This window comes from Streptomyces sp. 184 (genome assembly GCF_045781775.1).
Lineage (GTDB): Bacteria > Actinomycetota > Actinomycetes > Streptomycetales > Streptomycetaceae > Streptomyces.
Genome location: NZ_CP123230.1, coordinates 3,620,199 through 3,640,674 on the forward strand (window position 1 = coordinate 3,620,199; position 20,476 = coordinate 3,640,674).

A 20,476-nucleotide genomic window follows, 5' to 3' on the forward strand; every position below is an offset into this window, starting at 1 on the left:
GCCGTGAGGAGAGACAGAGCGATGACCCGATCCGCCGTCGAGGACGTGTGGCCGCTGTCGCCGCTTCAGGAGGGCCTGCTGTTCCACGCCGCCTTCGATGAGGACGGCCCCGACGTCTACCAGGGGCAGCGGCTGCTGGAACTCGTCGGGCCCGTGGACCCGGACAGGCTGCGCGCGTCGTGGGAGGCGCTGCTGGAGCGGCACGCCGCGCTGCGCGCGAGCTTCCGGCGGCGGAAGTCGGGCGAGGCGGTGCAGGTCATCGCGCGCGACGTGACGCTGCCGTGGGAGGTCGCGGACGTCTCCGACCGGCCGGAGGCCGAGGCGCTGGCCGAGGCGGAGCGGCTGGCGGCCCGGGCACGGGCGGCGCGTTTCGACCCGGCCGCCGCGCCGCTGCTGCGGCTGCTCCTCGTCCGGCTCGACGCCGAGCGCCACCATCTGGTCGTCACCAGCCACCACGTCCTGATGGACGGCTGGTCGATGCCGGTGCTGCTCGGCGAGCTGTCGGCGGTGTACGCGGCGGGCGGCGACGCGCGCGGGCTGCCGCCCGTCACCTCGTACCGCGAGTATCTGGCGTGGCTGCGCCGGCAGGACAAGGACGCCGCGCGGGCGGCCTGGCGCGCGGAACTGGCCGGGGCCGACGAGCCGACGCTCGTGGCGCCCGCCGACCCGGGCCGGCTGCCGGTGGCGCCGGAGAGCCTGATCGCCGAGATCCCGCAGGAGCTGTACACGGGCCTGGTCGCGCTGGCGCGCGCCCGAGGTCTGACCCTCAACACCGTCGTGCAGGGCGCGTGGGCGCTGGTGGTGGCGCGGCTCGCGGGGCGTACGGACGTCGTGTTCGGCGCCACCGCCTCGGGACGGCCGCCGGAGCTGGCGGGTGTCGAGTCGATGGTCGGGCTGTTCATCAACACCCTGCCCGTGCGCGTCCGGCTCGACGGCGCGGAGCCGGTGGCCGACATGCTCGCCGCCCTCCAGGACCGGCAGTCCGCGCTCGTCGCGCACCAGCACCTGGGCCTGCCCGAGGTGCAGCGGCTCGCCGGCGCCGGCGGCGTCTTCGACACGATCGTCGTCTACGAGAACTACCCCCTGCCGCCCGAAGAGGCGCCCGCCCCCGACACGTTCGCGATCCGCATGGCCGGCGGCGCGGAGGCGGCGCACTACCCGCTCACCCTCGTCGCCGCGCCGGGCGAGCAGATGAGCTTCAAGCTCGACTACCGCCCCGACCTGTTCGACCGCGCCGCGGCGCAGAAGGTCTTCGAGCGGCTGGTGCGGGTGCTGGAGCAGATCGCCGCGGATCCGGCCGCGCCCGTGGGCCGTATCGACATGGTGGCCGCTGCGGACCGGGGGCGGGTGGTGGAGGAGTGGAACGCCACCGGGACGCCGCTGCCGGGAGCCTCCGTGCCGGAGATGTTCGCCGCGCACGCCGTACGGTCGCCGGACGCGCCGGCCGTGTCCGACGGGGCGCGGACGCTGTCGTACGGGGAACTGGACGCCGCCTCCGGGCGGTTCGCGGCGCATCTGACGGCCGCGGGCGTGCGCCGTGGCGACCGGGTCGCCGTCGTCATGGAGCGGTCGGCCGACCTGCTCGTGGCACTGCTCGGCGCGTGGAAGGCCGGCGCGGCGTATGTGCCGGTGGACCCCGACTACCCCGCGGAGCGGGTGGCGTTCCTGCTGGCCGACTCCGCCCCCGCGGCCGTGGTGTGCAGCCGGCAGACCCGCGCGGCGGTGCCCGACGACGCCGCCCCGGTGCTCGTCGTCCTCGACGACCCGCCGGCCGCGGCGGCCGTCGCCGACCGCCCCGCCGCGGCGCCCGCTCCGGTGACCGGCGCGGATGTGGCGTACGTGATGTACACCTCCGGTTCGACGGGGACGCCCAAGGGCGTGGCCGTGCCGCACGGTGCCGTCGCGGTGCTCGCCGGCGAGAGCGGCTGGGCCGCCGGTCCGGGCGAGGCCGTGCTGATGCACGCGCCGCACGCCTTCGACATCTCGCTGTACGAGGTGTGGGTGCCGCTCGCCGCCGGCGGGCGGGTCGTGATCGCCGAGCCCGGCGTGGTCGACGCGGAGCGGGTGCGCCGGGCCGTGTCCGGCGCGGGTGTGAGCAGACTGCACGTCACCGCCGGGCTGTTCCGCGTCCTCGCGGAGGAGTCCCCGGAGTGCTTCGCCGGCCTGCGCGAAGTCCTCACCGGCGGCGATGTCGTGTCCGCCGCGGCGGTGGCGCGCGTGCGCGAGGCGTGCCCCGACATCTCCGTACGGCACCTGTACGGCCCCACGGAGATCACGCTCTGCGCCACCTGGCATGTCCTGCGCCCCGGCGACCCGGCCGGCGCCGTGCTGCCCATCGGGCGGCCGATGGCCAACCGGCGGGCGTACGTACTGGACGCCTTCCTCCAGCCGGTGCCGCCGGACGTCGTCGGCGAGCTGTACGTCGCCGGGCCCGGCCTGGCGCGCGGCTACCTGGGGCGCGCCGACCTGACCGCCGAGCGGTTCGTGGCCTGCCCGTTCGGCGACGGCGGCCGGATGTACCGCACCGGGGACCTGGCCCGCTGGACGGATGACGGACTGCTGCACTTCGCGGGCCGCGCCGACGAGCAGGTGAAGATCCGCGGCTACCGCGTGGAGCTGGGCGAGGTGGAGTCCGTCCTCGCCGTCCACGAGGACGTCGCGCAGGCGGTGGTGGTGGCGCGCGAGGACCGGCCGGGCGAGAAGCGCCTCATCGGCTACGTCGTGCCCGACGGGCGGGCCGTCGAGGCGGAGCACCTGCGCGGGCACGTCGCCGCCGTGCTGCCGGAGTACATGGTGCCGGCCGCGGTGGTGGTGCTGGACGAGCTGCCGCTGACGGTCAACGGCAAGGTCGACTGGGCGGCGCTGCCCGCCCCCGGCTTCGCCGGGCGAGCGACCGGCCGGGCGCCGGCGGGCGCGGCGGAGGAGACGCTGTGCGCGCTCTTCGCCGAGGTGCTGGGCCTGGAACGGGTCGGCGCGGACGACGACTTCTTCGCGCTGGGCGGCGACTCCATCACGTCGATGCAGCTCGCGTCACGGGCGCGGCGGGCGGGGTACGTGCTGACCCCGCGGCAGGTCTTCGAGGAGAAGACCCCGGAACGGCTCGCCCCGGTCGCGGGGACCGCCCGGCGGCGTACGGCGGTACGGGACGACGGCGTGGGCGAGGTGCCGTGGACGCCGGTCATGCGGCGGCTGGGCGTACGGGCCGCGGCGCCGGGGTTCGCCCAGTGGACGGTCGCGGGCGCGCCGGCGGACCTGGGGCTCCCGGCCCTGACCGGCGGGCTGCGCGCGGTGCTCGACGCGCACGACATGCTGCGCGCCCGTACCGACCTGTCGGACGCGGCCCACCCGCGGCTGACGGTCGGCAAGCGGGGCTCGGTCGACCCGGCCGGCCTCGTCACCCGTATCGACGCGTCGGAAGCATCGGACGCGGACGACATCGACGGCCTCGACGCGCTCGCGGAGCGCGAGGCCCGCGCGGCGGCCGGGCGGCTGGACCCGGCCGCGGGGGTCATGGTGCAGGCCGTCTGGCTGGACGCGGGAGATGGCCGGACCGGGCGGATCGTGCTCGTGGTCCATCACCTGGTGGTCGACGGGGTGTCGTGGCGGATCCTGCTGCCTGATCTGCGGGCGGCGTGCGAGGCGGTGGAGGAGGGGCGGAAGCCGGTGCTGGAGCCGGTGGCGACGTCGTTCCGGCGCTGGTCGCGGGAGCTGACGGCGCAGGCGGCGCGGCCGGAGCGGACGGCGGAGGCAGGCGCGTGGGCCGACCTGCTCGGCGAGGCGGAGCCACCGCTCGGCACGCGCGCGCTCGACCCCGCCCGCGACACCGCGGCGACCATGCGCTCGCGCACCTGGACCGTGCCCGCCGGGCAGGCGGAGACGCTGACCGCCCGCACACCCGCCGTGTTCCACACCGGCGTCCACGAGGTGCTGCTCGCCACGCTCGCCGGGGCCGTCGCCGGTCGGCGGCCGGGCGCGTACGACAGTGTGCTCGTCGACATCGAGGGGCACGGCCGCGAGCCGGTCGGAGACGAGGACCTGGCGCGTACGGTGGGCTGGTTCACCAGCGCCCACCCCGTACGGACCTCGGTGTCCGGCATCGATCTCGACGGCGTACGGGCCGGCGGCCCGGCGGCGGGTGCGCTGCTGAAGGCGGTGAAGGAACAGGCGCGCGCCGTTCCCGGGGACGGCCTCGGTTACGAGCTGCTGCGCCACCTCAACCCCGAGACCGCCGAGGCGATGGCGGCGCTGCCGCAGCCGCAGATCGGCTTCAACTACCTCGGCCGCTTCGCCGCCGGCGGCCCGGCCGGACCGCCCGGAGCCTGGCAGCTCGCCGGTGGCACCGCCGTCGGCGGCTCCGTCGACCCCGGCCTGCCGCTGGCCCACGCCCTGGAGGCGAGCGCTGCCGTCCGCGACACCGCGGCCGGGCCCGAGCTGACGCTCACGCTGTCGTGGGCCGGCGGTCTGCTGGACGACGCGGACGCCGAACGACTGGGCGGCGCTTGGCTGGAGCTGCTGGCCGGGCTCGCCGCCCACACCGAGGACCCGGCGGCCGGCGGGCACACCCCCTCCGACTTCCCGCTCCTCGCTCTGAGCCAGGACGCCGTCGAGGAACTGGAAGCGGCCGTGCCCGCGCCGGCCGACATCTGGCCGCTGTCGCCCCTGCAAGAGGGCATGCTCTTCCACGCCACCTACGACGACGACAGCCCCGACGTCTACAAGAGCCAGCGCGTCCTTGCGCTCGACGGGTCGTTGGACAAGCAGCGGCTGCGCACCGCCTGGGAGACCGTCCTCGCCCGCCACCCCGCCCTCCGCGCGAGCTTCCACCGGCTGGCGTCGGGAGAGGCGGTGCAGGCCGTCGCCCGCAACGTACCGCTTCCCTGGCGGGAGGCGGACCTGTCGGGCGAGCCGACCCAGGCGGGAGCAGAAGCAGAGACGGAACGGCTCGCGGCGGAGGAACTGGGACGGCCCATGGACCTGGGGCGGGCCCCGCTGCTGCGGTTCCTGCTGATCCGCCTCGGCGACCGCGCCCACCGGATGATCATCACCAGCCACCACATCCTCGCCGACGGCTGGTCGATGCCGGTCGTCTTCAACGAGGTGTCCGAGGTGTACGCGGCCGGAGGCGACGACTCCGCCCGCGGCCCGGCGGCCTCGTACGGCGACTACCTGGCCTGGCTGGGCCGGCAGGACAAGGACGCCGCGCGGGAGGCGTGGCGTACGGAACTGGCCGGTGCGGACGAGCCGACCCTCGTCGTGCCCGCCGACCCGGGGCGCGAACCCGTCGTGCCCGAGGAGCGCCTCGTCGGGCTCACGGACGAGGCGACGGCGGGGTTGGTGGCGCTGGCGCGTGGGCGTGGGTTGACGGTCAACACGGTGGTGCAGGGGGCGTGGGCGTTGGTGTTGGCGCGGTTGGCGCGTCGTGGTGATGTGGTGTTCGGTGCGACGGTGGCGGGTCGTCCGGCGGAGTTGCCGGGTGTGGAGTCCATGGTCGGGTTGTTCATCAACACGTTGCCGGTGCGGGTGGTGCTGGACGGCGGGCAGCGGGTGGTGGAGATGCTCGCCGACTTGCAGGGTCGGCAGTCGGCGCTGATGGGCCACCAGCACCTCGGCCTCCAGGAGATCCAGGAACTCGCCGGGGCGGGCGCGTCCTTCGACACGATGCTGATGTTCGAGAACTACCCGCGGAACGACCTGGGGCTGGCCGGCTCCGAACCCGCGGACGACGACATCGGCATCACCCAGGTACGCAGCATGGCCGGCACTCACTACCCGCTGGCCATCGGCGTCGTCCCGGCCGACCGGCTGCACGTGCGCGTGACCCACCGGCCCGACCTGTTCGGCGGGCGCGAGGCGGAGGAACTGGCCCGTCGGTTGGTGCGGGTGCTGGAGCAGGTGGTGGCGGACCCGTCGGTGCGGGTGGGTGACGTGGACGTGCTGGCGGCCGAGGAGCGGTCGCGGGTGGTGTCGGGGTGGAATGCCACGGAGTTGGCGGTGCCGGCGGGTTCGGTGCTGGATCGGGTGGGGGAGTGGGTGCGGCGGTCGCCGGGTGCGGTGGCTGTGCGGTGCGGGGCTGAGTCTGTTTCGTACGGGGAGTTGGATGCCCGGGCGAATCGGCTGGCGCGGTATCTGCTGCGGCTGGGTGTGGGGCGTGAGTCTCGGGTGGGGCTGTGCCTGCCGCGTGGTGTGGAGATGGTCGCGGCGATCCTGGCGGTGTGGAAGGCCGGTGGCGCCTACGTGCCGCTTGACCCGGCGTATCCGGCGGACCGGTTGGCGTTCATGGTCGCCGACTCCGGTGCGCAGGTGGTGCTGAGCGCGGGAGACCTGGCGCCTGAGGGTGCGGTGCGGCTGGACGAGGTAGCGGGGGAGATCGGAGCGGAGTCGGCGGAGCCGCCGGACACGGTGGTCGAACCGGGACAGCTCGCCTACGTGATCTACACGTCCGGGTCGACGGGCCGTCCGAAGGGCGTTGCGGTCCCGCACGAGGGCCCGGCGAATCTGGCGGAGGCGATGCGGCCGGTTCTCGGTGCCGCCGAGGGTGTGACGGCGTTGCAGTTCGCGTCGTTCAGCTTCGACGCCGCGGTGCTGGACGTGGCGGTCACGCTGGCGGCGGGCGGCACGTTGGCGATCGCCTCCGACGAGGAGCGGAAAGAGCCCGCGGCCTTGGCGGAGATGATCCGTAGCTCGGGAGTGTCGGTGGCCAGCGTGGTGCCGTCGCTGCTGAGCGTCCTCGACCCGGCCGCGGTCACGGGCGTACGGAACTGGGTGCTGGGCGCGGAGCTGCTGACCGCTGACCTGGCCTCCCGCTGGACCCGGCAGGCCAAGGTGTGGAACACGTACGGGCCGACCGAGGCCACCGTCATCACCACCGCCGTCCCGCTGGACGCGGACATCGCCCCCGCCGACCCGTCTCCTGCCATCGGCCGCCCGATCGGCAACGCCCACACCTACGTGCTGGACGACTTCCTGCGGCCCGTACCCCCGGGTGTCACCGGCGAGTTGTACATCGCGGGCCCGGGACTGGCCCGCGGTTACATCGGCCGCGGCGGGCTGACCGCCGAACGCTTCGTCGCCTGCCTCTTCGAGCCCGGCGCGCGCATGTACCGCTCCGGCGACCTCGCCCGCTGGTCCGACGACGGGCTGCTGCACTTCGCCGGGCGCGCCGACGAGCAGGTCAAGATCCGCGGCTTCCGCATCGAGCCCGGCGAGATCGAAGCCGTCCTCGCCGCCCACCCGTACGTGGCGCAGGCCGCCGTCGTCGTACGCGAGGACCGCCCCGGCGACAAGCGGCTCGTCGCCTACGTCGTCGCCTCGGAAGGCGGCGTAGCGGCCGACGACCTGCGGGAGTTCGCCGCCACCCGCCTGCCCGAGCACATGGTTCCCGCGGCCGTCGTGACCCTCGACGCGCTGCCCCTCACTCCCAACGGCAAGACCGACCGCGCTGCCCTGCCCGCCCCCGACCTCGCCGAACGTGCCGCCGGCCGGGCGCCCGTGGGCGCCGCGGAGGAGACGTTGTGTGCGCTCTTCGCCGATGTCCTGGGCATCGGGCGCGTGGGCGCGGACGACGACTTCTTCGCTCTCGGCGGTGACTCGATCACCTCCATGCAACTCGCCTCCCGCGCCCGCCGCGAAGGGCTGGTGCTCACTCCCCGGCAGGTCTTCGAGCAGCGGACCCCCGAGCGGCTGGCAGCCGTCGCGGGTGCCACCCGGGCCGCGATCCCGGCGGCCGGTGCGGAGGACACGGGCGAGGTCCCGTGGACGCCGGCGATGCGGGCGCAGGGCGTACGGTCGGCTGACGCCGCGTTCGCTCAGTGGATGGTCGTCGGCGCACCCGGAACCCTCACCCAGGCCGTACTGACCGGCGGTCTCGGTGCCGTGCTCGACACGCACGCCATGCTCCGGGCCTCCGCCGACGTGTCGGATCCGGCGGCCCCCCGCCTCGTCGTCCCCGAACGCGGCTCCGCCGACGCGGCCCGCCTCGTCACCCGCGTCGACGCCGCCGACACCCACGACCTCGACGCGCTCGCCGGCAGCGAAGCCCGTGCCGCCGTCGCGCAACTGGATCCCGGCAACGGGGCGATGGTGCACGTCGTCTGGCTGGACGCCGGGCCGTCCCGGGTGGGCAGGCTCGTCCTCGTCGCGCACCACCTCGTGGTCGACGGCATGTCCTGGCGCATCCTGCTGCCCGACCTGCAAGCTGCCTGCGCCGCACTCGCCGACGGCCTGCCGCCGGCCCTCGACCCCGTACCCACCTCCTTCCGCCACTGGGCACACGAACTCGTCACCCAGGCCGCGACCCCGGACCGCGCCGCCGAACTCCAGGCGTGGACCGACCTCCTCGGCGACCCCGAACAGCCCCTCGGCCACCGCCCGCTCGACCCCGCCGCCGACACCGCCGGGACCCAGCGCCGCCGGTCGTGGACCGTGCCGGCCGCCGAGGCCGCCGTGGTCGCCGGGCGGGCACCGGCGGCGTTCCACACCGGCGTGCACGAGGTGCTGCTCGCCGCCCTCGCCGGGGCCGTCGCGCACTGGCGGCCGGACACGGCGGACCACGGCGTGCTCGTGGACATCGAGGGCCACGGCCGCGAGCCGGTCGGGGACGCGGACCTGTCACGGACGGTGGGCTGGTTCACCAGCTCCCACCCGGTGCGCCTCGACGTCGGCGGCGTACGCCTCGACGAGGCCCTGGCAGGGGGCGCCGCCGCCGGCAGGCTGCTGAAGTCCGTGAAGGAGCAGGCCCGGGCGATCCCCGGCGACGGCCTCGGGCACGAACTGCTGCGGCACCTCAACCCGGAGACCGCCGGGGCCATGGCCGCCCTGCCGCGCCCGCAGTTCGGCTTCAACTACCTCGGCCGCTTCCCCGCCGCCGCGCGGACCGCGTCCGTACGCGCCTGGCAGCCCGCCGGCGACACCGCCCTCGGCGGCTCCGTCGCCCCCGACATGCCCGTGGCGCACGCGCTGGAGGCGGGAGCCGTCGTCCAGGACGGGCCGGACGGCGCGGAGCTGACGCTGACGCTCACCTGGGCCGGCGGCCTGCTCGACGACGCGGACGCCGAGGCCCTGGGCGCCGCCTGGCTGCGGATGATCGCCGGCCTCGCCGCACACGCCGGGACCCCGGCGGCCGGCGGGCACACCCCCTCCGACTTCCCGCTCCTCGCCCTCACCCAGGACGCCGTCGAGGAGCTGGAGGCGGCCGTACCCACGCTGGCGGACGTGTGGCCGCTGTCGCCGCTCCAGCAAGGACTGCTGTTCCACGCGGACTTCGACGACGACGGCCCCGACGTCTACGAGGGCCGCCGCGGCCTCGCGCTCGACGGCCCGCTGGACACGGACCGGCTGCGTGCCGCCTGGGCGACGGTCCTCGACCGGCACCCCATCCTCCGCGCCGGCTTCCACCGGCTGGCGTCGGGCGAGGCGGTGCAGGTCATCGCCCGGGACGTACCCCTGCCCTGGCGCGAGGCGGACCTCTCCGGGCTCACCGAGGCCGACGCGGCACGGGAACTGCGCCGGCTGACGGACGAGGAGGGAGCCGAGCGGTTCGACCTCACCGCCGCTCCGCCGCTGCGGTTCCTGCTGGTACGTCTCGGCGAGGACCGGCACCATCTCGTCGTCAGCAACCACCACATCGTCATGGACGGCTGGTCGCTGCCCCTGCTGATCGGTGAGGTCTCCGCCGCGTACGCCGCGGACGGCGACCGGAGCGGGCTCCCGGCCGTGGCCTCGTACGCCGACTACCTCGGCTGGCTCGCCCGCCAGGACGAGGACGCGGCGCGCGAGGCGTGGCGCACGGAGCTGGCCGGTGCCGACGAGCCGACGCTCGTGGTGCCGGCGGAGTCGGTGCGGGCGCCGGTGCTGCCGGAGCGGGTGCGCTACGAGTTCGGCGCGGAGCTGTCCGCGGGGGTCGCGGAGCTGGCGCGGGCCCACGGGGTGACCGTGAACACCGTGGTGCAGGGCGCCTGGGCGCTGGTGCTGGCGCGGCTCGCGGGCCGCGACGACATTGTGTTCGGCGCCACCGCCGCGGGCCGGCCGCCGGAGCTGCCGGGCGTGGAGTCGATCATCGGGCTGTTCATCAACACCCTGCCGGTGCGCGTCCGGCTCGACGGCGCGCGGTCGGTGGCCGACATGCTGACGGAGCTGCAACGGCGGCAGGTGGCGCTGATGGCGCACCAGCACATCGGGCTTCAGGAGGTGCAGAAGGCGGCCGGCGCGGGCGGTACGTTCGACACGCTCGTGGTGTTCGAGAACTACCCGGCGCCGCCCGCCGGCTCGCCCGACCCCGACGCGCTGACGATCCGCCCCGCGGGGGTCACCGAGGACACCGGCCACTACCCGCTGACGCTGATCGCCGTCCCCGGCGAGCGCATCCAGGGCGACTTCATCTACCGCCCCGACGCCTTCGACCGCGACCGCGCGCAGGACATCCTCGCGTCCTTCGAGCATGTGCTTGCCCAACTGGTCGCCGACCCCGCCGCACCCGTCGGCCGCGTGGCGGCCGTGACCGAGGCGGGCCGCGCGCTGGTGACCCGGGAGTGGAACCGCACCGAGGCACCGCTCCCCGCCGCCCCCCTGCCCGAGCTGTTCGGCGCGCAGGCGGGGCGGTCGCCGGAGGCGGTGGCCCTGGTGGCGGGGGAGGAGTCCTTCTCGTACGGGGAGTTGGCGGACCGTGCGGGCCGGCTGGCCCGGTATCTGGTGGCGGCGGGTGTGGGGCCGGAGACCCGGGTGGCGGTGCTGGTGGAGCGGTCGGCGGCGCTGGTCGAGGCGCTGCTCGCGGTGTCGCTCGCAGGCGGTGTGTTCGTACCCGTGGACCCCGACTACCCCGCCGAGCGGCTGGCGTTCGTGGCACGCGACGCCGATCCCGCGGTCGTCCTGTGCACCTCGGCGACGCGCGACGTGCTCCCGGCGGGCGGCTTCCGGACCGTGGTGCTGGACGATCCGGCGGTGGCCGCCGAGGTCGCCGCGCTTCCCGGCGGGGTGCTGCGGGCGGAGGAGCGGCGCGGGCCGCTGACGGCGGACCATGCGGCGTACGTCATCTACACCTCCGGCTCCACCGGCACCCCCAAGGGCGTCGTCGCCACTCACCGCGGTCTGGGCAACCTGGCCCGCGCGCAGATCGACCGCTTCGCGGTCGGGCCCCGGTCGCGGGTCCTCCAGTTCGCGTCGGTGAGCTTCGACGCGGCGGTCTCCGAGCTGTGCATGGCCCTGCTGTCGGGCGCGGCCCTCGTCGTCGCCACCGCCGGCGAACTGCCGCCCCACGTCTCCCTGGGCGACGCGCTGCGTGCCGCCGGCGCCACCCACGTGACGGTGCCGCCGAGCGTGCCGGCCGTCGCCGAGGAACTGCCCGACACCCTCGAAACCCTCGTCGTCGCCGGCGAGGCGTGCCCGCCCGCGCTGGTCGACCGCTGGTCGCCGGGGCGGCGGATGATCAATGCGTACGGCCCCACCGAGGTCACCGTCTGCGCCACGATGAGCGCCCCGCTGACGCCCGGCACGGACCCGGTGCCCATCGGCGGCCCGATGGCGAACGTGCGCGCGTACGTCCTCGACGCCTTCCTCCAGCCCGCCGCGCCCGGTGTCACCGGCGAGCTGTACGTCGCCGGGCCCGGCCTGGCCCGCGGCTACCGCGGCCGGCCGGGGCAGACCGCGGAGCGGTTCACGGCCTGCCCGTTCGCGACCGGCGAGCGGATGTACCGCACCGGCGACCTGGCGCGCTGGACGGCGGACGGCGAGCTGGTCTTCGCCGGCCGCGCCGACGAGCAGGTCAAGATCCGCGGCCACCGCATCGAGCCCGGCGAGATCGAGGCCGCGCTCGGCGCGCACCCGGACGTGGCGCAGGCCGTGGTCGTCGCCCGGCAGGACCGGCCCGGCGAGACCCGGCTCGTCGCGTACGTCGTCCCGTCCGCAGCAGTCTCCGGGACGTACGACGACGGCGAACTGCCGTCCGCGCTGCGCGACCACGTACGCGAAAGGCTGCCCGAGTACATGGTGCCGGCGGCCGTCGTGCCGCTGGAGCGGATGCCGCTCACCCCGCACGGCAAGGTGGACCGCGGGGCGCTGCCCGCCCCCGACTTCGCCGGGCTGGTCTCCGCCCGCGAACCGCGGACGGCGGCGGAGACGGCGCTGTGCGCGCTGTTCGCCGAGGTGCTGGGCCTGGAGCGGGTCGGGCCCGACGACAGCTTCTTCGAGCTGGGCGGCGACTCCATCACCTCGATGCAGCTCGCGTCCCGCGCCCGCCGCGCCGGGCTGGTGCTGACGCCGCGGCAGGTGTTCGAGGAGAAGACCCCGGAGCGGCTGGCGCTGGTCGCCGGGGCGGCGGACGCCGCCGCCGCGGTGGCGGACGTGGGCGTCGGCGAGATGCCGTGGACGCCCGTCATGCGTCGGCTCGGACAGGGCGTCGCGGGCGGCCGGTTCGCGCAGTGGACCGTCGTCGGCGCCCCGGCGGACCTCACGGCGGACGTGCTGGCCGCGGGGCTCGGCGCGCTGCTCGACACGCACGACATGCTGCGGGCCCGCACGGACCTGTCGGATGCCGCGGACCCCCGGCTCGTCGTGCCCGAGCGCGGTGCGCTCGACGCGGCCGGGCTGGTGACCCGTATCGACGCCGCGGGCGTGGCCGACGACGACCTGGAGGAGGCCGCGAGCGGCGCGGCCCGCGAAGCGGTCGCGCGGCTGGACCCCGCGGCGGGCGTGATGGTGCGGGCGGTCTGGCTCGACGCCGGGCCCGATCGGGTCGGCCGCGTGGTGCTCGCCGTCCACCACCTGGTGGTCGACGGGGTGTCCTGGCGGATCCTGCTGCCCGACCTGCGGGCGGCGTGCGAGGCCGCCGCCGCGGGGGAGGAGCCGGCACTCGACCCGGTCGCGGTGTCGTTCCGCCGCTGGGCCCGTACGCTCGTGGCCGAGGCCGCGAGCGAGCGGCGGCGGGCCGAGCTGGAGCACTGGACGGCGCTGCTCGGCGAGCCCGAGCCGCCGCTCGGCCGCCGCCCGCTCGACCCCGCCGTCGACACCGCCCCCACGCTGCGCAACCGCTCCTGGACCGTGCCCGCGGACCAGGCCGCCACGCTCGTCGGCCGTACGCCCGGGGTGTTCCACTGCGGCGTCCACGAGGTGCTGCTCGCCACGCTCGCCGGGGCCGTCGCGCACTGGCGGCAGGGCGCGTACGACGGCGTGCTCGTGGACATCGAGGGCCACGGCCGCGAGCCCGTCGGCGGCCTCGATCCGACGCGGACGGTGGGCTGGTTCACCGGCGTCCACCCGCTGCGGCTGCGGACGGCGGGCATCGACCTCGACGGCGTACGGGCCGGCGGTACCGCCGCCGGTGAGCTGCTGAAGTCCGTCAAGGAGCAGGCGCAGGAGATCCCCGGGGACGGCCTCGGCCACGAGCTGCTGCGCCACCTCAACCCCGAGACGGCCGAGGCCGCGGCGGCGCTGCCGCAGCCGCAGATCGGCTTCAACTACCTCGGCCGCTTCCCCGGGGGCGGCGGCCGTACGGGTCCCGTACGGGCCTGGCAGCCGGCCGGCGAGACCGCGGTCGGCGGCTCCGCCGCCGCGGGCATGCCCGTGGCGCACGCGCTGGAGGCGGGCGCCGTCGTCCAGGACGGGCCCGCGGGCCCGGCGCTGACCGTGAGCCTGTCGTGGGCCGGCGGTCTGCTGGACGACGCGGACGCCGAACGACTGGGCGGCGCTTGGCTGGAGCTGCTGGCCGGGCTCGCCGCCCACACCGAGGACCCGGCGGCCGGCGGGCACACGCCCTCCGACTTCCCCCTGCTCGACCTCGCCCAGAACCAGATCGAAGAGCTCGAAGCGGCGTTCGCCGACGAGCAGTCCCAGCCGGGCCGACCGGCGCGAAGCCGTTGATGAGGAGAGTGCGATGAGCCGATCCCTGGTCGAGGACGTGTGGCCGCTGTCGCCGCTACAGGAAGGCATGCTCTTCCACGCGGCGCTCGCCGGCAGCGGTCCCGACGTCTACACCGTGCAGTCCGCCCTGGACATCGACGGGCCGCTGGACCCCGCCCGGCTGCGCGCGTCGTGGCAGGCGCTGCTCACCCGGCACGCCGCGCTGCGCGCCTGCTTCCGGCAGGTCAGCGGAGCGAAGATGGTGCAGGTCATCGCGCGCGACGTGGAGCTGCCGTGGCGGGAGGAGGACCTGTCGTCGCTGACCGAGGACGACGCCCGCGCCGAGCTGGACCGGCTCACGGCGCGCCGCCTCGCCGAGCGGATCGATCTGGCGGCGGCGCCGCTGATGCGCTTCCTCCTCGTACGCCTCGGGGAGAACCGGCACCGGCTGGTGATGACGTTCCACCACATCCTCATGGACGGCTGGTCGATGCCCGTCCTGCTCACCGAGCTGTCCGCCGTGTACGCCGCCGGGGGCGACGCCTCGCGGCTGAAGCGGGTGCCGTCGTACGGGCAGTACCTGGCGTGGCTGGGCCGGCAGGACAAGGACGCGGCGCGCGACGCCTGGCAGGCCGAGCTGGCCGGTGCCGACGAGCCGACGCTCGTCGTGCCCGCCGACCCGACCCGGGCCGCCGTCTTCCCCGAGCACGTCATCGCCGACGTCCCCGAGCAGGTCACCAAGGGCCTGCGGGACCTGGCCCGGGCGGAGGGACTGACCCTCAACACCGTGGTGCAGGGCGCCTGGTCGCTCGTCCTGGCCCGGCTGGCGCGCCGTACGGACGTCGTCTTCGGCGCCACCGCCGCCGGACGGCCCGCGGAGCTGGCGGGCGTCGAGTCGATGGTGGGCCTGCTGCTCAACACCCTGCCGGTGCGCGTACGGCTCGACGGCGGGCAGCCGGTGCTGGAGCTGCTGGCCGACCTCCAGCGGCGCCAGTCGGAGCTGATGACGCACCAGCACCTCGGGCTGCCGGAGGTGCAGCGCCTCGCCGGCCCCGGCGCGGTCTTCGACACCCTGGTGCTCTACGAGAGCTTCCCCCCGCCGCCCGCGGGCGCCGCCACGCCCGAGGCGCTGACCATCCGCCCGTCGGGCATGTCCCGGGACGCGGCGCACTACCCGCTGACGCTCGTCGTGACCCCGGCCGGGGACCGGATGCGCTGCAAACTCGACTACCGCCCCGACCTGTTCGACCGCGACGCGGCCACGGCGGTCTTCCGGCGTGTGGTGCGGGTGCTGGAGCAGGTGGTGGCGGACCCGTCGGTGCGGGTGGGTGACGTGGACGTGCTGGACGGCGGCGAGCGGGCGTCGGTGGTGTCGGGGTGGAATGCCACGGAGCTGGCGGTGCCTTCGGGTTCGGTGCCGGCCCGGATCGAGGAGTGGGCGCGGCGGTCGCCGGAGGCGGTGGCCGTGCGGTGCGGGGCTGAAGCGCTGTCGTACGGGGAGTTGGATGCCCGGGCGAATCGGCTGGCGCGGTATCTGCTGCGGCTGGGTGTGGGCCGTGAGTCTCGGGTGGGGCTGTGCCTGCCGCGTGGTGTGGAGATGGTCGCGGCGATCGTGGCGGTGTGGAAGGCCGGTGGTGCGTACGTGCCGTTGGATCCGGCGTATCCGGCGGAGCGGTTGGCGTTCATGGTCGCCGACTCCGGTGCGCAGGTGGTGCTGAGCGCGGGAGACCTGGCGCCTGAGGGTGCGGTGCGGCTGGAGGAGGTAGCGGGGGAGATCGCTGCGGAGTCGGCGGAGCCGCCGGCCACGGTGGCCGACCCGGGGCAGTTGGCGTACGTGATCTACACATCCGGGTCGACGGGCCGTCCGAAGGGCGTTGCGGTCCCGCACGAGGGCCCGGCGAATCTGGCGGAGGCGATGCGTCCGGTCCTGGGCGTGGCGCAGGACGTGACGGTGTTGCAGTTCGCGTCGTTCAGCTTCGACGCCGCGGTGCTCGATGTCGCCGTCACTCTCGCCGCGGGCGGCACGCTGGCGATCGCGTCGGACGAGGAGCGCGTCGAACCGGCGGCGCTGGCCGAGATGATCCGTAGCTCCGGCGTGTCCGTGGCCAGCGTGGTGCCGTCGCTGCTGAGCGTCCTCGACCCGGCCGCGGTCACGGGCGTACGGAACTGGGTGCTCGGCGCGGAGCTGCTGACCGCTGATCTCGCATCAAAGTGGTCGCGGCAGGCCAAGGTGTGGAACACGTACGGCCCGACCGAGGCCACCGTCATCACCACCGCCACCCCCCTCGACGCGGACATCGCCTCCGCCGACCCGCCGCCCCCCATCGGCCGCCCCATCGGCAACACCCGCGTCTACGTGCTGGACGACTTCCTGCGGCCCGTACCCCCGGGTGTCACCGGCGAGGTGTACCTCGCCGGCCCGGGCCTGGCCCGCGGCTACATCGGCCGCGGCGGGCTCACCGCCGAACGCTTCGTCGCCTGCCCCTTCGCCCCCGGCGCGCGCATGTACCGCTCCGGCGACCTCGCCGCGTGGACGGCCGACGGGCAACTGGCCTTCCTGGGCCGCGCCGACGAGCAGGTCAAGATCCGCGGCTTCCGCATCGAGCCCGGCGAGATCGAAGCCGTCCTCGCCGCCCACCCCGACGTCTCCCGCGCCGCCGTCGTCGTACGCGAGGACCGCCCCGGCGACCGCCGCCTCGTCGCCTACATCGTCCCCGGCGGCCGGGAGCCGGACATCGACGCGGTACGCGAACACGCCGCCACCCGCCTGCCCGCGCACATGGTGCCCTCCGCCGTGCTCGCGCTGGAGAGCCTGCCGCTGACTCCCAACGGCAAGCTCGACCGCAGGGCGCTGCCCGCCCCGGACTTCGCCGAGCGCGCCACCGGCCGCGCGCCCGAGGGCGAGACCGAGGAGGCGCTGTGCACCCTGTTCGCCGACGTCCTCGGCGTCGAACGGGTCGGCGCCGACGACAACTTCTTCGACCTCGGCGGCGACTCCGGGCTCGCCATGCGGCTCGCCGGGCGGATCCGCGAGGACTTCGGCGCCGAGCTGAACATGCGGCAGTTCTTCGGCGCCCCCACCCCCGTGGGCGTCACCCGGATGCTGGCGTCCAAGACCCGGCCCGCGCTGCGCGCCGTCGAGCACCCGGAGGAGGTGCCGGCGTCCGCGGGCCAGTTGCGCACGTGGCTGATGTCCCGGCTCGCCGAGGACTCGGCCGCGTACCGCACCTCCGTCGCGCTGCGGCTGACCGGCGAACTGGACCGCGACGCGCTGCGCGCGGCGCTGGGGGACGTCGCGGCCCGCCACGACACGCTGCGCACCACCTTCGCCGCCGAGGGCGGCGCCGACCTGCGGCAGCGCATCCTCGGCGGCGCCGACGCCCGGCCCCGGCTCGACGTGACGGCGGCGACCGAGGCGGAGCTGCCGGAGCTGCTGGCGGCCCGCGCCGCGCACGCCTTCGACCTGACCCGCGAGCCGCCGTGGACACAGGCGCTGTTCGCGCTGTCGGAGACGGAGCACGTGCTGCTCCTCGTCGTGCACCGCATCGCCGCCGACGACGAGTCGCTTGACGTGCTGCTGCGCGACCTGTCGGCGGCGTACGGGGCGCGCCGCGAGGGGCGTACGCCCGAACGCGCGCCGCTGCCCCTCCAGTTCGCCGACTACGCGCTCTGGGAGCGAGAGCTGCTCGCCGGAGAGGACGACCCGGAGAGCCTGATCAGCGACCAGATGACGTACTGGAAGGACACCCTCGCCGGGCTCGCGCCGGAGCTGCGGCTGCCCGCCGACCGGCCGCGCCCGCAGCTTGCGACGCACCGCACCGGGCAGGTGCCGCTGCGCGTCGACGGCGACGTGCACGACCGGCTGACGGAGCTGGACGAGGCCGGCGAGGGCGCGTTCACCGTCGTGCAGGCCGCGCTGGCGCTGCTGCTCGGCCGGCTCGGCGCCGGCGGCGACGTCACCGTCGGCGCGCTGCTGCCGCGGCGGGACGAGGAGGGCACGCTGGAGGGCGTGGTGGGCCCCTTCGCGGGCCCGGTCGCGCTGCGCACCGACACCTCGGGCGACCCCACGTTCCGCGAACTGCTCGGCCGCGTACGGGAGGCGAACCTCGAAGCGCGCCGCCACCAGGACCTGCCGTTCGAGCGCCTGGTCGACGTGCTGGAGCTGCCGCCGTCCGCGGCCCGGCACCCCGTCGTCCAGGTCATGCTCGACGTGCACGACGGCACCACCGACGAGGAGGACACCTCCGAGCTGCCGGGGCTGAGCACCAGCCGCCTCGACCTCGGCCCCGCCGCGTCCGAGCTGGACCTGTCGGTCAGCCTCAGCGAGTGGTACCGGGCCGACGGCTCCGCGGACGGCCTCGACGGCCACCTGCGCTACGCCGCCGAGCTGTTCGACGCCGCCACCGCCGCCGCGCTCGCCCGCCGCCTGGTGCGCGTGCTGGAGCAGGTCGCGGAGGACCCGGACGTGCGCCTCGGCGACGTCGACGTGCTGCTCGACCCGGCCGAGCACCACCGGCTGGTACGGGAGTGGAACGACACCGCGGCACCGCTGCCGGACACCACCGTCGTCGGCCTGCTCGCCGAGCGGGCCGCGCGCACCCCGGACGCCGTCGCCGTCACCGACCAGGACGGCGCGCTGACCTACGGGGCGCTGGACACCGCCTCCGGGATGCTCGCCCGCCGGCTGGCCGCCCGCGGCGTCGGTTCGGAGGACGTCGTCGCGGTGGCGCTGCCGCTGGGCACCCGGCTCGCCGTCGCGCTGCTCGGCGTGCTCAAGGCCGGCGCCGCCTGCCTGTTCACCGGCCCGGACCGGCCGATGCAGGCGCTCGCGCCGCTGCGCGGCAACCGGCCCGCTGCGCTGATCTGCACCGCCACCACCGCCGGGCTGCTGCCCGCCGACCACGCGCTGACCGTCATCCCGCTCGGCAACCCCGTCCTGGCCGCCGCCCGCGGCACGTACGCGGGACCGGGCCCCGCCGACGAGGCGGGCGAGCGCGGGCCGCGGCCCGGCCACGCCGCGCTGCTGCTGGACTCCACGACGCCGCACGGCGTGCCCGCGGGCGTCGTCGTCGAGCACCGCTCGCTGGTCGGCCACCTCGCGTACGGGCCCGGGGACCCCGGGCCCGGCGAGGCGGCGCGGGACGTGACCCGGGAGGTGACGCTGGACGAACGCGCCCCCGTCGAGGCCGTGGTGACGCCGCTGCTCGGCGCGCTCTGCGCCGGCGAGAGCGTCCTGCTCGGCAAGCCCGACCCGCACGCGGCACGCCGCGTGATCACCACCCGCGACCTGCTGTGGACCCTGGCCGAACTGCCCGCCGGCGACCCGTCGTTCGCGGAGGTCACCGTCGTCGAGGACGGCGCCGCAGCCTCCGACGTGGACGCCCGCGAGTGGCGCGCCCGTCACCCGGACGCCGCCCTGGTCACCGGCTACGGCCCGCCCGGCACCGCCGGCCCCTGGCTGCACCACGCCACCGCCCCCGGGGCGCCCCTCCCCGCGGGGGTGCCCACCGGCAGCCTGGGGCGCAACACCCGCGCCTACGTCCTCGACGACCGGCTCCGCCCGGTCCCGCCCGGCGCCGTCGGCGACCTGTACGTCGCCGGCGCCACCCTCGCCCGCGGCTACCACGGCAGCACCAGGCTCACCGGCGAGCACTTCGTGGCCTGCCCGTTCGGCCCGGCGGGAGAGCGGATGCTGCGCACCGGAGAGCGGGCCGGGTGGAGCACCGCGGGGCTGCTGACCGTACGCGACCGGCGGGCCGAGGAGCACGACGAGGCACTCGCGCTGACCCGGCGCCCCGAGGGCGGCGGCGACCTCGACGTGCTGCTCCCGCTGCGCAAGGAGGGCGGCCTGCCGCCGCTGTTCTGCGTGCACTCCGCCACCGGCCTCGCCTGGAGCTACGCGGTCCTCCTGCCGCACCTCCCGCAGGACCGGCCGGTGTACGGCATCCAGGCGCGCGGCCTCGCCGGACCCGAGCCGATGCCCAAGAGCGTCGCCGAGATGGCCGCCGACTACGTGGACGAGATGAGGACCGTCCAGCCCGAGGGCCCGTACCACCTGCTCGGCTGGTCCTTCGGCGGCATGCTCGCGCAGGCGGTCGCGGCCCGGCTGGAGGAGCAGGGCGAGCGCGTGGAACTGCTCGCGCTGCTCGACGCCTACCCCGACGGCGGCGCCGGCACCTCGCTCTTCTCCAACGAGGACGCCGCCGGCCGCGCCGCCGCCGCCTCCGCCCCGCAGGGCCGGCTCGTCGGCCCCGGGGGCGACGAGGCCGCGGTCCCCGGGGTCAGCGGCCGGCTGCGCTCGCGGATGGAGCAGGTCATGCGCAACTCGGCCGGGTTCGCCCCCGAGCACACCCCGCGCCGTACGACGGGCGACCTGCTGCTGTTCGTCGCCACCGAGGACCGCCCGGCGGGCCTCCCCGTCGCCGACGCCGTCGAGAGCTGGAAGCCGTACGTCGCCGGGAACGTCGAGCCGCACGAGATCGAGGCCAACCACTTCGGAATGCTGAAATCCGCCCCCGCGGCGCATATCGGCCGCATTCTCGCCAAGCGGCTGGGCAATCCCGAGGAGGCTGCGTAGAAATGAGCCGGCGCATTGCGGGAGCCGGAATTCGGCGCAACCCGGATTCCGCATCCCGCAATGCGGCCCGGC

The 20,476-nt window shown here is 75.8% G+C and carries 2 protein-coding genes; both read left to right on the forward strand.

Annotation, left to right across the window (positions count from 1 at the left end):
- Positions 1-21 precede the first annotated feature (21 nt).
- Positions 22-13,848, forward strand: coding sequence for an amino acid adenylation domain-containing protein (locus QBL21_RS15170; RefSeq protein WP_407562711.1), 13,827 nt, complete (start codon positions 22-24; stop codon positions 13,846-13,848).
- 13 nt (positions 13,849-13,861) lie between these two features.
- Positions 13,862-20,404, forward strand: a complete 6,543-nt coding sequence (locus QBL21_RS15175) for an amino acid adenylation domain-containing protein (protein WP_407562712.1) — start codon at positions 13,862-13,864, stop codon at positions 20,402-20,404.
- The last annotated feature ends 72 nt before the right edge of the window (positions 20,405-20,476 follow it).

Excerpts from the sequence above, each read along its gene's own strand:
- QBL21_RS15175 (WP_407562712.1), top strand. The coding sequence starts at position 13,862 with ATGAGCCGATCCCTGGTCGAGGACGTGTGGCCGCTGTCGCCGCTACAG.
- QBL21_RS15170 (WP_407562711.1), top strand. The coding sequence starts at position 22 with ATGACCCGATCCGCCGTCGAGGACGTGTGGCCGCTGTCGCCGCTTCAG.